This window comes from Bacillus sp. ISL-47, assembly GCF_018613175.1.
GTDB lineage: Bacteria > Bacillota > Bacilli > Bacillales > Cytobacillaceae > Cytobacillus.
Genome location: NZ_JAGGQS010000025.1, coordinates 45,599 through 59,240 on the forward strand (window position 1 = coordinate 45,599; position 13,642 = coordinate 59,240).

General features: G+C 42.4%; 15 protein-coding genes. 9 read left to right on the forward strand and 6 right to left on the reverse strand.

The genetic code is table 11. From position 1 onward, the window contains the following. The first annotated feature begins 148 nt into the window (after positions 1 to 148). The 5 genes from J7I93_RS09965 to J7I93_RS09985 all read left to right on the forward strand — a co-directional run bounded on the left by J7I93_RS09965 (position 149) and on the right by J7I93_RS09985 (position 6,156). A complete protein-coding gene (locus J7I93_RS09965) occupies positions 149 to 1,933 on the forward strand; it encodes an L-lactate permease (RefSeq protein ID WP_214725716.1) in 1,785 nt (594 codons plus the stop codon). A 157-nt stretch (positions 1,934 to 2,090) separates the two neighbouring features. Beyond that, positions 2,091 to 2,807, forward strand: coding sequence for a (Fe-S)-binding protein (locus J7I93_RS09970; protein ID WP_214725717.1), 717 nt, complete (start codon positions 2,091 to 2,093; stop codon positions 2,805 to 2,807). Positions 2,808 to 2,824: 17 nt separating this feature from the next. Continuing rightward, positions 2,825 to 4,252: a LutB/LldF family L-lactate oxidation iron-sulfur protein gene (locus J7I93_RS09975; protein ID WP_214725718.1), complete on the forward strand. Its 1,428-nt coding sequence runs from the start codon at positions 2,825 to 2,827 to the stop codon at positions 4,250 to 4,252. Then, the gene (locus tag J7I93_RS09980; RefSeq protein ID WP_214725731.1) at positions 4,252 to 4,968 is read left to right on the forward strand and encodes a LutC/YkgG family protein; all 717 of its coding nucleotides are present in this window, start codon (positions 4,252 to 4,254) and stop codon (positions 4,966 to 4,968) included. Before J7I93_RS09975 ends, J7I93_RS09980 begins: the two co-directional genes overlap by 1 nt. A 123-nt stretch (positions 4,969 to 5,091) precedes the next feature. Then, positions 5,092 to 6,156 carry a C45 family autoproteolytic acyltransferase/hydrolase gene (locus tag J7I93_RS09985; protein ID WP_214725719.1) on the forward strand — a complete coding sequence of 355 codons (1,065 nt, stop codon included), beginning with the start codon at positions 5,092 to 5,094 and terminating at the stop codon, positions 6,154 to 6,156. Between the two features lie 159 nt (positions 6,157 to 6,315). Here the strand turns inward: J7I93_RS09985 and J7I93_RS09990 are convergent, their stop codons facing one another. Then, on the reverse strand, positions 6,316 to 6,678 hold the full coding sequence (locus J7I93_RS09990) for a DoxX family protein (protein WP_214725720.1): 363 nt from the start codon (positions 6,676 to 6,678) through the stop codon (positions 6,316 to 6,318). A 119-nt stretch (positions 6,679 to 6,797) separates the two neighbouring features. On the opposite strand from J7I93_RS09990, the gene hemG reads away from it, so the two are divergent. Then, positions 6,798 to 8,183, forward strand: coding sequence for a protoporphyrinogen oxidase (gene hemG, locus J7I93_RS09995; protein WP_214725721.1), 1,386 nt, complete (start codon positions 6,798 to 6,800; stop codon positions 8,181 to 8,183). A gap of 219 nt (positions 8,184 to 8,402) precedes the next feature. Here the strand turns inward: hemG and J7I93_RS10000 are convergent, their stop codons facing one another. Beyond that, the gene (locus J7I93_RS10000) at positions 8,403 to 8,627 is read right to left on the reverse strand and encodes a hypothetical protein (RefSeq protein WP_214725722.1); all 225 of its coding nucleotides are present in this window, start codon (positions 8,625 to 8,627) and stop codon (positions 8,403 to 8,405) included. A 131-nt stretch (positions 8,628 to 8,758) separates the two neighbouring features. Here J7I93_RS10000 and J7I93_RS10005 point away from each other — a divergent pair, with 131 nt between their 5' ends. Beyond that, the gene (locus tag J7I93_RS10005; protein ID WP_214725723.1) at positions 8,759 to 9,121 is read left to right on the forward strand and encodes a DUF488 domain-containing protein; all 363 of its coding nucleotides are present in this window, start codon (positions 8,759 to 8,761) and stop codon (positions 9,119 to 9,121) included. 14 nt (positions 9,122 to 9,135) lie between these two features. Here the strand turns inward: J7I93_RS10005 and J7I93_RS10010 are convergent, their stop codons facing one another. Further along, positions 9,136 to 10,350 carry a CynX/NimT family MFS transporter gene (locus tag J7I93_RS10010; protein ID WP_214988163.1) on the reverse strand — a complete coding sequence of 405 codons (1,215 nt, stop codon included), beginning with the start codon at positions 10,348 to 10,350 and terminating at the stop codon, positions 9,136 to 9,138. A gap of 261 nt (positions 10,351 to 10,611) precedes the next feature. On the opposite strand from J7I93_RS10010, the gene J7I93_RS10015 reads away from it, so the two are divergent. Both J7I93_RS10015 and J7I93_RS10020 read left to right on the forward strand, forming a co-directional pair. Further along, on the forward strand, positions 10,612 to 10,893 hold the full coding sequence (locus J7I93_RS10015) for a GNAT family N-acetyltransferase (protein WP_214725724.1): 282 nt from the start codon (positions 10,612 to 10,614) through the stop codon (positions 10,891 to 10,893). A 14-nt stretch (positions 10,894 to 10,907) separates the two neighbouring features. Next, on the forward strand, positions 10,908 to 11,690 hold the full coding sequence (locus tag J7I93_RS10020; protein WP_214725725.1) for an alpha/beta fold hydrolase: 783 nt from the start codon (positions 10,908 to 10,910) through the stop codon (positions 11,688 to 11,690). A gap of 247 nt (positions 11,691 to 11,937) precedes the next feature. On the opposite strand, the gene J7I93_RS10025 is transcribed toward J7I93_RS10020, so the two are convergent. From J7I93_RS10025 to J7I93_RS10035, 3 genes are all read right to left on the reverse strand, one after another. Continuing rightward, a complete protein-coding gene (locus J7I93_RS10025; RefSeq protein ID WP_214725726.1) occupies positions 11,938 to 12,438 on the reverse strand; it encodes an endolytic transglycosylase MltG in 501 nt (166 codons plus the stop codon). Then, on the reverse strand, positions 12,435 to 12,815 hold the full coding sequence (locus J7I93_RS10030) for a hypothetical protein (RefSeq protein WP_214988160.1): 381 nt from the start codon (positions 12,813 to 12,815) through the stop codon (positions 12,435 to 12,437). Before J7I93_RS10030 ends, J7I93_RS10025 begins: the two co-directional genes overlap by 4 nt. 205 nt (positions 12,816 to 13,020) lie before the next feature. After that, positions 13,021 to 13,371, reverse strand: coding sequence for a DUF1360 domain-containing protein (locus J7I93_RS10035; RefSeq protein WP_214725734.1), 351 nt, complete (start codon positions 13,369 to 13,371; stop codon positions 13,021 to 13,023). Positions 13,372 to 13,642 lie beyond the last annotated feature (271 nt).

A 13,642-nucleotide genomic window follows, 5' to 3' on the forward strand; every position in this document is an offset into this window, starting at 1 on the left:
GCTTTATTTTTAAATTTTTAAAAAATAGTATTGTTATATGAAAGCGTTTTATTTATACTGTTTATTATACTAAAGTCATCAGATGACCTGTTAATGTGATTACTTCAAAGGGAGAAGAAATTTTTCATCATGAAAGGGGAAGAGGTATTTGAGTATTGGTACATTGGCTTTAATCGCAACATTGCCCATTGTTTCAGTCTTTCTATTTTTAGTTATTTTAAGATGGCCGGCTAAGAGGGCTATGCCAGTATCGTTGGCTTTAACGATTATTATGGCCATGTTCATTTGGGAAGTTCCGGGAAATCAGGTTGCTGCAGCCGGGGTAAAAGGGGTTGTGACAGCGCTGGAAGTGGGCGTTATCGTATTTGGTGCAATTCTTCTTTTAAACACATTAAAAGAAAGCGGTGCCATTTTTACAATCCGTAAAGGGTTTATGAGCATTTCGCCGGACCGCCGTGTTCAGACCATCATCGTCTGCTGGCTGTTTGGATCCTTCCTTGAAGGAGCAGCGGGCTGGGGGGCACCTGCCACAATAGTTGGACCTCTTTTGGTCGCTATTGGTTTTCCTGCTATGGGAGCCGTTATGGTTGCGCTTATCCTGCAATCAACGCCAGTTTCATACGGTGCTGTGGGTACGCCGATTCTAATAGGTGTTAATTCCGGATTAAAGGATTCACCATTAGTTCAAAGCTATATTGCTGAACAAGGTACGACGTTTGATGCTTACATAAATGGAATTGGCGGACAAGTTGCCCTTATTCATGGAGTTATAGGCATATTTATTCCTCTATTCATGGTGACAATGCTGACTTACTTCTTCGGAAGAAATAAATCGATTGCAGAAGGATTGGCAATTTGGAAGTTTGCTATTTTTGCAGGATTGGCCTTTACAGTTCCGTATGCTTTAGTAGCAAATCTCCTTGGACCGGAGTTTCCATCCCTGATTGGCGGTTTAATAGGCTTAGCCATTGTCGTGCCTGCTGCTAAAAAAGGACTGTTTATCCCAGAAAAAGCATGGGATTTTGAAGAAAAAAGCAATTGGGATCCGTCATGGACTGGTTCCCTTCAGGTAGACGAATCGGAAAAACCAAAGAAGCAAGTATCGTTCATGGCTGCGTGGCTGCCATACCTATTAGTAGCTGTTTTATTAGTCCTAACACGATTGAAATATTTACCGTTCTCGGCATGGCTTCAAGCCTTGGTCATCAGGTTTGAAAGTTTATTTGGAACAGCGATTACAGTTGAATCGAAACCATTGAATCTTCCAGGTTTCATATTTATTGTTGTTTCACTGCTATCAATCTTTATATTTAAGATGAATATGAAAGAGTATGGACGTGCAGTAAAGGACTCTTTTAAAACGATTGTTAGTGCAATGGCTGCCCTGATTTTCGCAGTTCCAATGGTGCAGGTGTTTATCAACTCTGGTATCAATGCTGCTGATTATACAAGCATGCCTCTTGCGCTGGCAGAGGGAATATCAACTATATTTGGAAGCTATTGGCCGCTTGCGGCACCAACAATTGGAGCAATTGGGGCGTTCGCAGCAGGAAGCAATACAGTTAGTAACATGATGTTTTCTTTATTCCAATTTGGTGTAGCAGATAATATCCTTGCAGCGCCAGCAACGATTGTTGCTTTGCAGGCTGTCGGCGGTGCAGCCGGAAATATGATTTGTGTGCATAATGTTGTCGCAGCTTCTTCTTCTGCCGGATTAATAGGCAAGGAAGGGAGTTTGATAAGAAAAACGCTGATTCCAATGACCTTCTATGTTATTTTTGCAGGCGGAATTGGCTATGTGGCCATTAACGGAATTGGCTTGAATATTGGAACCATCATACTTGCTGTTGTGGCTGGTTTCATTGTAACCCTTATTGCCAAAGGACAGAAGCAAAATAGAATAGAAGTTAAGCAGTTGAGGAAAACAGCATAATGAAATTTGGCAAGCTCCCATTGAGGGAGCTTGTTTTATTTCGATAAAGTCATCAGATGACCTGTTGACTAGGCCGAAGTAAAGGCTTACACTGTAAATAGTGAGTTAAATGAATGGAAAAGCTTGAATTTACCTGAAGAAAGAAAAGGTGAGACCTATGAAAGTATCATTATTTGTAACCTGTTTAATAGATATTTTTCAGACAGATGTTGGAATGGATACAGTGGAATTGCTGGAAAGACTGGGCTGTGAAGTCGATTTTCCGGAGAAACAGACTTGCTGCGGACAGCCGGCTTATAACAGCGGCTATGTTGATAAAGCCAAAGAATCGATGAAGCATATGATTAATGTTTTCGAACATTCCGAGTATGTTGTAACCCCTTCAGGATCATGCGGAACGATGTTTAGAGAGTATCCGCACGTTTTTAAAGGAGACCCGGTATGGGAACCGCGTGCACAAAAATTGGCTGATAAGACATATGAACTGACACAATTTATCGTGGATGTTTTAGGAGTAGAGGATGTAGGGGCAAAGCTGAATGGGAAAGCAAGTTATCATACATCATGCCATATGACGAGATTATTGGGCGTAAAGGAAGCGCCAATGAAACTATTAAACAATGTGGATGGCCTGGAAATGAAACCGCTCCCACATAACTATAATTGCTGCGGTTTTGGCGGAACTTTCTCAGTGAAAATGTCCGAAATCTCCGAGCAAATGGTAGATGAAAAGGTTCAGAGTGTTGAAGATTCCGGTGCAGAAATTTTAGTAGGAGCCGACTGCGGCTGTTTAATGAATATCGGCGGACGAATTGACCGAAAAGGAATACCGATCAAGGTAATGCATATAGCCTCTGTATTAAACAGCAGATAGAAAAGGGGGAAGCATAAATGGGTATGAAAATAGGGGAAAAACCCTTTAAAGAACGTGTTTCGGATGGAATAAGCGATAAGTTCATGCGTGGAGCTGTTTCATCTGCCCAGGGACGTTTTCGCAGCGGACGGTTAAATGCTGCTGAAGAACTGGGGAACTGGGAAGATTGGCGCAAGCTTGGCGAAGAAATTCGGACACATACCATTGAAAATCTGGATTATTATCTGGAGCTTTTAAGCGAGAATGTGACAAAGCGCGGTGGACACGTATTCTTTGCCGAAACGGCAGAAGAAGCAAATGAGTATATTACAAATGTCGTGAAAAAGAACAACGGAAAGAAAGTTGTTAAATCCAAATCGATGGTCACTGAAGAAATTAATATGAATGAAGCGCTTGAAAATGCCGGCTGTGAAGTGATTGAAAGCGACCTTGGAGAATGGATTCTGCAAGTGGACGACCATGATCCTCCGTCCCACATTGTTACACCTGCACTTCATAAAAATAAAGAGCAGATTCGTGACGTTTTCAGAGATAAGCTGGGCTATGATAAAACCGAAAAGCCGGAAGAGCTTGCATTGTTTGCAAGGGAGAAGCTGCGTGAGGAGTTTTTGCAGGCCGATATCGGAATTACAGGCTGCAACTTCGCCATCGCTGAATCAGGAACGATTTCCCTCGTCACGAATGAAGGGAACGCGCGAATGGTCACAACTATCCCGAAAACACAAATCACCGTAATGGGCATGGAAAGGATTGTGCCAACATGGGAGGAGATGGAGGTCCTTGTGAGCCTGCTGACCCGTGCTGCAGTTGGACAGAAGCTGACAAGCTACATTACTGCCTTAACAGGGCCAAAACAAGAGGGAGAAGTGGATGGGCCTGAGGAATTCCATCTCGTTATTGTAGATAACGGACGGTCTAAAATTCTGGGAACTGCATTCCAGTCTATCCTGCACTGCATCCGTTGTGCAGCCTGCATTAATGTGTGCCCGGTATATCGCCATGTAGGCGGCCATTCATACGGATCAATTTATCCAGGACCAGTGGGAGCAGTATTGACTCCGCTATTGGGAGGATATGACGAATATAAAGAACTGCCATATGCCTCTACTTTATGTGCAGCCTGTACGGAAGCCTGCCCGGTGAAAATCCCACTGCACGAGCATTTGCTTCGCCACCGCCAGGAGATTGTTGAAAAAGAGGGAAAAGCTCCTGTGTTTGAAAACTTATCGATGCTGGCTTTCAGCATGGGAACGGCTTCCCCTTCCATGTATAATATCGGTTCAAAGCTTGCTCCGAAAGCACTGGGAGCGTTTGCCAAAGATGATAAGATTTCTGATGGGCCAGGTCCGCTGAAAAACTGGACTGAGATCCGCGAGTTCCCGGCACCTAAGAAAGATCGATTTAGAGATTTGTATAAAAAGAGAAAGAAAGAGAGGGGAGAATGATGGCAGCTGGACAAGTTTTTAACCGCAATTCTTTCCTGGATAATCTTGCGAAAAATTTGGGGAGGGAGCGGAGCCATCAGGTTGAGAAGCCTGCATGGAATCATAATCCCCAATGGGAAGTCCTAAAAGGAGCATCCCAGGATGAGCTTGTTGAGGTACTGAAAAAACAATGCTTGCTTATCCATACAGATGTGCATGAAACGGTCTCTTCAGAGCTTTCTTCACTCATTACTCACTTGATTAAGGAGTATGGCGGAAAATCTGTGGTTACTTGGGATGATCCTCGATTTGAAGAATTTGGTTTAACCGGACTTTCGAAAGATTTATATGAGGAAAATATTGCTGTGCGTGTATGGGATCGAGAGGGAGGCGAAGAAAATCTTTCCTTCTCGGCGACTGCTGACATCGGGATTACCTTCAGTGATGCCACACTGGCAGAGTCAGGGACCGTTGTCTTATTCAGTGATAAAGGAAAGGGCCGTGCGGTTAGCCTTCTGCCTGTCATCTATTTAGCAATCATTCCTAAAAGCACGATCGTTCCCAGAATGACCCAGGTTGCAAAAGAAATCCATAATAAAGTGGAAAACGGGGAACTAGTTCCATCTTGTGTGAATTTCATATCAGGTCCAAGCAACAGTGCCGATATTGAAATGAATTTAATTGTTGGCGTACACGGACCAGTAAGGGCTACTTATATAATTGTAGATGATAAATAAAATGGCTTTGGCTGATTCGCAGATAGCGGCGGATCAGTCTTTTTTATTGCAATCCGTCTACTGGATTTTCAGTTACTCTTCATATATCCTTAACAAAAGAAAATAAAAGAAGAGGGATTTGTTTTGAAGAAGATTTACAGTGATATTATACAGTTTCGGGGTACCCACTTTGATTTTGGGTATATGCAAGGGGAGAAATTAAGGGACTCACTTTCTGTAAAAAACCGCGAGGATCAATGGAAGGTGAGAAAGCCGCGATTCTCCATTAATGAAGGTGAAGCGAGAAATGCAATTACCAGGTTTGCGCCTGGCATTTGGGATGAGCTGCTTGGATTGCAGGAAGCACTTGGATGGCCCATAGAAAGAGTACTAAAAGAGTTTGGAGGCTATCGATTGGATTATGTCCGTTCAGGCTGTTCAATTATAACTGGTGAAGACTACCTGATCCGAAATTATGATTATCATCCAAAAACATATGAGGGGCGTTATACCTTTTATCAGCCAACCGATCAGGGCTATGCGATCAAAGGACCCAGCCAGCGGGTGACGGGCCGGATGGATGGCATGAATGAAAAAGGGCTCGTGATTGGCTATAACTTTATGAACCGGAAAAACCCGGGGGATGGCTTTATATGCTGTATGATTGGCAGGCTTATACTGGAGTCGTGTGCCAATGTCAGTGAAGCGGTCGATATGCTAAAGGAAATTCCCCATCGCCACTCTTTTACTTATGTGGCATACGATCGAAGCGGTGAGACTTATGCAGTGGAAGCCTCCCCTCGGGGAGTGGAAATCCGCCAGACAACTGCCTGCACGAACCATTTTGAAATGATGAAGCATGAGAACCGGAACCATCTGGTGGATAGCATGCGCAGGCTGGATGTAATGAAAAACCGGCAGGAGCAGCCATTAAGTGCCCATGAGGCTTTCCGTCTTTTAAATGATACGGACAAAGGCGTTTTTTCCGATCTATATGGCAGCTGGGCGGGAACGATCCATACATCTGCTTACTTGCCTAAAGAGATGAAGGCCTGGTTTTCGTTAGGGGGAGACCGGGAACCGATTGTATTTGATTTTTCCAAGTGGCTTAGCGGGCAGGATGTCGAGTTCGATCGGATAAATGGAGAAGTTAATACGGACATTTCTTTTTTGCATATGGAGGAGCATGCGAATTGGTTTCGGAAATGAAAAAGCGGAGAGGCTGAGCTCTCCGTTTTTCTATATTTCGTGCCAAATCTAACCTTTTTATTCTATTTGGAAGGGCTTCCCTCATGAAATTTATAGGGTGGTTTCGGATATTCGGTCACCTCCCGTCCTATCAGCATTCCTTAATAAAATCTGTCCTGCTTACCCAGATTGCCTATACAAAATAAAAAGCAGTACAAGCATGATGACATCCAGCCTGACGTCGAAGGCAAAAGGCATAAAACCTGAATTAAGAGCTGGCATTTTTGTCAGAATAATGGCAGCAATCATAATACCAATCAGTGGAATGGCTGCGTTTTTAGCACTTTTATTAAAAAGAATTAATACACCGCATACGATTTCAAGAAAAGCGACAACATGCATGAGAAGTTCGGGATAGGGAAGCCCCAGATTTACAAAAGTATTGCCTATTTCCGCGCTGATTAGCTTCATAAAACCGGATACGATAAAAACGTATGATACTGAATATCGAAGCAGGTTCATCGTAAGTTCTGAATGCTTCATTATTCACTCCCCCCTTTATAAACTATATTCATCATTTGGACATACCATCACATTCTTTCATCCAGATATTATGTGGTACACTTTATATATGAATTGGATGTAAATAGAGGTGTGTACAGATGAAAACAGTATTGATTATTGGCGGTGGGGTTACAGGGCTGGCCGCTATGTATGAATTAAATAAATGGAAAGAAGAAAATCAGTCCGATATAAGGCTAGTACTGGCAGAATCATCGGCACAGCTGGGCGGCAAAATTCGGACTGTCCGGGAAGGCGGCTTTGTGATGGAGGCGGGCGCAGATTCGATTGTTGCCCGCAAAGCCAATGGGATGAATTTTATTCAGGAGCTTGGCCTGGAAGAAGAACTCGTTTATAACGCGGCGGGGCGGTCGTTTATATATAGCGATGGGAAGCTAAAGCTGATTCCGGCAGATTCTGTATTCGGGATTCCAGCCAGCGTTGAATCTCTGGCAAAAACGACCCTTGTGTCTGCAGAAGGTAAAGTTGCAGCGCTAAAGGATCTTTATACGAAAAATGAAGGCTTTACGAAGAATGATTCCATCGGCGAATTTTTGGAGCACTTTTTCGGTAAAGAATTGGTTGAAAAACAAATTGGACCTGTGCTTTCTGGTGTTTATTCAGGTGATCTAAACGACTTGACGATTGCTTCAACTCTTCCGCAAGTGTTCGATTATAAAGAAAAGTACGGGAGTATCATTAAAGGCTTTGAAGAAAACCGAAGTGTATTCCAGAGCGGCGGCGGAAAAAAGTTTCTATCATTTAAAGGCGGCCTTGATGCACTGATACATGCTTATGAAGAAAAACTGAATGGTGAAGAAATTTTGAAAAATACCCAGGCAGCCAACATTGACAAAGCAGATGGCAGATACAGGGTGACTTTTACCAATGGGGAAAGTCTGGAAGCAGATCATATCGTGCTCAGTATCCCGCATAATGCAGCTGAAAAGCTGTTCGATGACAAGGGGATCGAAAAGGAGTTTGGCGGTCTTAAAAATAGTTCGCTTATTTCCATATATGTTGCTTTTAATATACCGGACAGCGAGCTTCCAGCGGACGGTACAGGTTTTATCGCTGAAAATACTGATGAATTAACATGCAATGCCTGCACCTGGACAAGCCGCAAGTGGAAGCATACTTCAGAAAGCGGCAATTTGCTTTTAAGATTATTTTATAAAAGCAGCCATCCGGCATTTGCATCTCTAAAGGAATTGAATAAAGAGGAGCTTCTGCAGGTGGCTTTAGCTGATATAGAAAAAAGCCTAGGCATTACGGCTGAACCTGTTGCAAGCGAGGTGACCAATTGGACTGAAAAAATGCCCAACTACCAAATCACCCATCCGAAGACGGTGGCGGCACTTGAATGCAAGCTGTCCAAAGATTACCCGGGGGTATGGCTTGCCGGCTGCTCCTATTACGGTGTCGGCATACCGGACTGCATCGAAAATGGGGCAAGCACTGCCAGGAAAATTATCGAGAAAATATAATAATAAAATCCCCTCCTGAAAAGAAGGGGATTTTATTATGCGCTTTTGTTCTTAAGCAAACTCACACTCAATTTTTATTATTATTATCCACCGTTTTATCAAAACTTGTGTTTTATTAAGGATTGGAAGGAAGATACATTGATAGATTCAGCAGGGTATTATATTTAATGTTCCTTTGGAGGCAGAAAAAGAGGGCCCGAAGAGAAAGCCCTAAAAAAGTTATATAATATTCGTTTTATCATGAGTGTTTTCAATCTTAATATGCTCAAGTTCAAGTTTCATTTTTTCCGTTTCAAGCAGAAAGTTTTCCTGTTTAAGTTTCTCCAGGGTGATTTCATCTTTAATCATGTTATGTTTAATTTTGGCCAGTCTTTGTGTATGAAAAGTCAGGATGCCGATAATGGGAATGGAGAAAATCATAATGACTGCAATTGTACCTGTCAAATTCCTTACACCTCACGTTCCATGTAATTAGAAAAATTTGTAATGTGTTTATAGTAAAATAATAGCAAATCACAATAGATATTGAAACGAAAAATACTGAAAAGGAACTTTTCTGGAAGGGGTGCTTGCTTATGGCAGCAATTTTTATAAAGAGAATTTACGATCCGCTTGAAGAAGATGATGGCTACCGAGTATTAGTCGACCGGCTTTGGCCGCGGGGAATAAAGAAAGAGGCTGCACGCCTAACAGCTTGGGAAAAGGATATTGCACCAAGCAGCGAGTTAAGAAAAGCGTTTAATCACAAACCGGAACTTTTTAATGAATTTCGGGAAAAGTATCTTATTGAGCTGCGTACGCAGGAAGATAAGGTCCGCAAGATCGAAGAGTTAGCCAGAATGTCCAAAGTGAATAAGGTCACCTTACTATATGCCGCGAAAGACCCGATCCATAATCATGCCCGTGTTTTGTATGAGGAACTTACTAAAAAAAATTGAAAGAAATCCCCTTATCATGCAATGGTAGAAGGGGATTTCTTTCTGTCAATAAAGGCTGTTTCCAATACATATTGATTTCTTCCTGCACCAACTCCGGCCAATGTGAAAACAATAGTAACAATAACCAGCAGGATTAACGGAAGTGTCCAAGCATGAAAAAAGTCGTAAATAAAACCGATCAAAAACGGGCCAAGAGCAGCTAGCAAATAACCTACCGATTGAGCCATGCCTGATAATTCAGCAGCCTGTTTCGCATTGGCCGCACGCAAACCGATCAATGTTAATGAATGGCTGATGGCCGCACCCAAAGCAATGCCGATTAGTATAATGCTCCCTATAATTATAAAAGAATTTATATTAAGAAGAAGCCCTGTTATACCAGCAGTGCAAAAAACGCCAATTCCAACAGCTATTGCTTTTTGGTTTGGAAGCCGGTCTGCGAGAACAGGGATAATAAAATTAGCGGGCAGACCGGAAAATTGCATCAGTGTGACCATCCAGCCTGCTGTTTCGATATTAAATCCCCGATCATTAAGAATCTCAGGCAGCCAGGTGATAAAGGAGAAATAAACGAGTGATTGCAAGCCCATAAAAAGGGTCACCTGCCAGGCAACACAGGACTGCCAGAGAGAAGAGCTGGAGGAGACAGCCCTTTGTCTGTCGGTGTTCTCCTTTCTTGCTTTAAGCTGCGGCAGCCAGATCAGAATGGCGATTACCACTAAAATAATCCAAACACTGAGTGACCAGGACCAGCCGATCTCCCATGTTTCTGCCAGAGGCACACTTAGTCCAGGGGCCAGGCCTGCCCACAGTCCCATAGAAAATGTGTAAACACCTGTCAGTAAACCCACTTTTCCGAAGCGTTCCTTTACTATTCCAGGGAGAAGGACATTACATATCGCGATTCCCATACCTACTAAAGCCGTACCCAAAAATAAAGAAATCGTAGAGCGGATGATTATTCCCGCCCCCAGTACAGCGAGTCCGCCCAGAATACTTTTTTCATTGCCAAATCTTTGGGCGATTCTTGGAGCAAAAGGAGAAAGGAAAGCAAAAGCCAGCAAAGGAAGGGTCGTAAGCAGGCCAGCCAGACCGTTTGAGATTCCCATATCATATCTGATTGAACTAATCAGCGGTCCAACTGCAGTTATGCCAGGTCTAAGATTAAAAGCAACAAAGATAATGCCCACTATTAAGACTGTATTTTTATTTATTTTTACAGGAAACACTTTTACACCCCGCTATATCTCAATGGTACCCTAAAGGGAAATGAATGTATTACGCTATTCGAACTATTATAATGAATATTCTGATAAAAGTATAGAGGAAAAGAAAATTTGAGTGATCGTGTTTAAGGGCTTCAGAAAAGAGGGAAATTTTAGAGTACCATCATTACCCGGGTAAGATAATTTTTCCAACCAATATGTTAATATACAAGCATAAGGACATATTAGAATCAGATCTTTGGAAACCAATAGGGAGGGTATTAAATGAGTGCAGAAATTCAAAAAGAAGAGAACCGCTTTTTTGTAAATGATGAAGAAGGGAATATGGCCGCTGAAATTTCCTTTGTACCAAGCGGTGAATCTCAGGTAACGATTGACCATACGTATGTGAGTGATTCGCTACGCGGTCAGGGAATTGCAGGAAAGCTGGTAGAAAGTGTTGTACAGGAGGCGCGTGGGAAGGGTTTTAAGATTGTACCGGTATGCTCTTACGCGAAAGCTGTCTTTGATCGAAAAAGTGAATACCAGGATGTACTAGCAAAATAAGGCGGGTGTTTAGAATGGATGCTAAACGAGCAGAAGTTAATGGAACAGTAATATCTTACTATGATGCAGGCCAGGGTGAACCAGTTGTCCTGATTCACGGATTCTGCGGCAGTAAGGATTATTGGCAGAATGTGATACCAGCTTTGGCTGACAGTTACCGAGTAATTGCGGTTGACCTCCCCGGACACGGAGGTTCTGGTTTGCCTGACGGAGATATTTCAGTTGAAACGATGGCAGAAATGATTAAAGGTACTTTTGAGGAGCTGGGATTGGAGAAAGTGTCTCTCATTGGCCACTCGCTTGGCGGCTATGTAACACTTGCTTTTGCTGAAGCTTATGAGGACAGGCTGAAACAGTTCTCACTTCTCCATTCCACAGCGAATCCGGATTCCGAAGAAGGGAAGAAGGGCAGGGAAGTGGCCGCCGGGAAAATCGATGCAGATGGAATTAAATCCTTTGTTGATGGACTCGTTCCCAATCTTTTTGCGCCAGGAGAAAAGCACCTTGAAGATCAACAACAGGCAAAAGAGATTGGTTATGGCACTAATCCGGAAGGTGCCAAAGCGTCTTTGAAAGCGATGAAACAGAGGCCCGACCGTAATCATGTTCTAAAAAATTCGAAACTGCCGGTGTTAATGATCGCTGGTGAAAAAGACCAGGTTGTTCCGCCTGAAAAGTCTTTTACCGTCACGGGACTGAATATCCAGCAGGTGACCATTAAAGGTGCAGGGCATATGAGCATGTATGAAGCGCCTGCTGAGCTTCTTGAAGTGTTTCGCGGATTTTTGGAGGAGTAGGCAGGTTTAAGCTAAGCAGAGCCATCTAAGCAGAGCCATAAGATAAAAACTTTACACGTGAAGAGTCGTCAGATTATTATCAGCACATAAATTTTTTTATCCACATAAAGCGGGGCTATGCGCACATAAATTCTTTCTAACCGCAGACTAAAAGTTTATAATGCCCGAAATAAATAGCTTTCGCTCAGGATTCAACCAAAGAAAAAAGCTCCTTTTTATTGCCTAAAAGGAGCTTTTCCTATTAAAGCTACTTAAAAATAACCGAAATGATTTCATCTGTTGTCATTCCGCTTTCCACTTCGAATGTTCCAGGACGCAGTTCGTTCGCCAAGCCGCGTTTTTCAACATCTTTGTAAAACTGGATTCCGCTATCAATAATATTTGCACGCTCAAGTGCATTGCCAACATCGATGCTTGTCATGCCCATCGAGACTGTCAGGATGGTGCGATAGACAACCTTTTCGCCGGTTTCCTTATTTGATTTCTCTTCCGTTTTTTCATTGACTTTTGCAGCGGCAGCCAGCTGCTCGCTCCACTCATCTTCTGTATTTATTACATAGCCTTTAGAGGATAGCAGACCGATCATTTCTTTGTCAGTCAGCTTTTCCTGTTTAACCACTTTTTCGGTTTTATCTGCCGGTTTTTGAGTGCTTTTTGCTTCAGAAGCTCCAAAAAAGTAGGCGCCGCCAGTCAAAACCGCAGCCACTAAAAGGCCAGCTGCAAAACTGCGCAAGGAATTAGCTGTCATTGTGCAACCATGCTCCTTTCAGCCCTTTTTGATAAATAAGGCAAAAGCATCCGCTCTACCTCATTTGGTGAAAGCTGTTTTTTTAAGGCAATGCTCTCAAAGGAATACCCGCGCTTATGGAGATCAAGAATTTCACGCAGTAATAAGCGTTCTTCCGATGTTCCTCTCATGGAGCCTGACTGGTGTGCAGTAATCTCTGCATCTAATTCAATATTTCTGATCTGCTGCTGCAGCTCGTGGATTTCATTCTTTAATGAAAAAGTTACCTGATCAATTTGTTGCTCAAGATTTGATTTTGATTTCGTCGTTTTAAAAAACGATAAAATGAGCAGCACAACTGCTGAACCAAACAAAATGGCTATTACCCATCCCATCATATAAATCCTCCCCTATATAAAGCGTTTACTATGTATCTATTTTTTCCAATCTAAATTATACCTTGATTGCAGAGGGAATTCGATTTAAAACGACAAAATCCCACAATAGTCCTGTTTATCTGTAAGAAAAAGGTGTAGATGGTAAACTTATTCCTTATTTAAAGTTACCTTAGTACAGTACAAAGCCATTGGGGCATTTTGCTTGCTAATTAGTTTTAGAAGTCTCTTTCATGAGTTTATCAGCATATAATTCTGTCTTTTTAATGTTAACACCTACAAATGATTCAAGTATGGCTTGCCCGCCGGCTATAGCAAGAATGAAAATTAGATACCATCCAAATGACGGAAGAAGGATGTATAACGATCCGAGCAGGATAGCTGACCACATACCCGTGCACCAATAGCATGTCAGCAAATATCCGAACATCGATTTTGGTGCTTTTTTAAATTGGTGGGAGGGTGTCTCTCTTTTCACTAAAAAAAGGTTTCTAAGGGGCTCAGTTATTTTATCGAAAACAATTAAATGAGTTAAGCGGTAGCTTGCTAATATAACCATAATAAAAGTGATCCAGGATATTTCCACAGCATGATCCTCCTTTTTGTAAGCTTAGTCTTACCGCAAAAAAGGAAAGTAAAGGTACAATCGGGAAGCGTTCACAAATTGTTCACAATAGGAATAAAAATGATTTTCATCTACATACAAAAAAACAGATCAGCTTTTTAGCTGATCTGTTTTTTTGCTTGTGCGCCCGGCATGGGTGCAGTCTATAGGGTGAAAGTCCCGAGCCATGAAGGCAGTAGTAGTGGTTAGCTTAACGCAAGGGTGT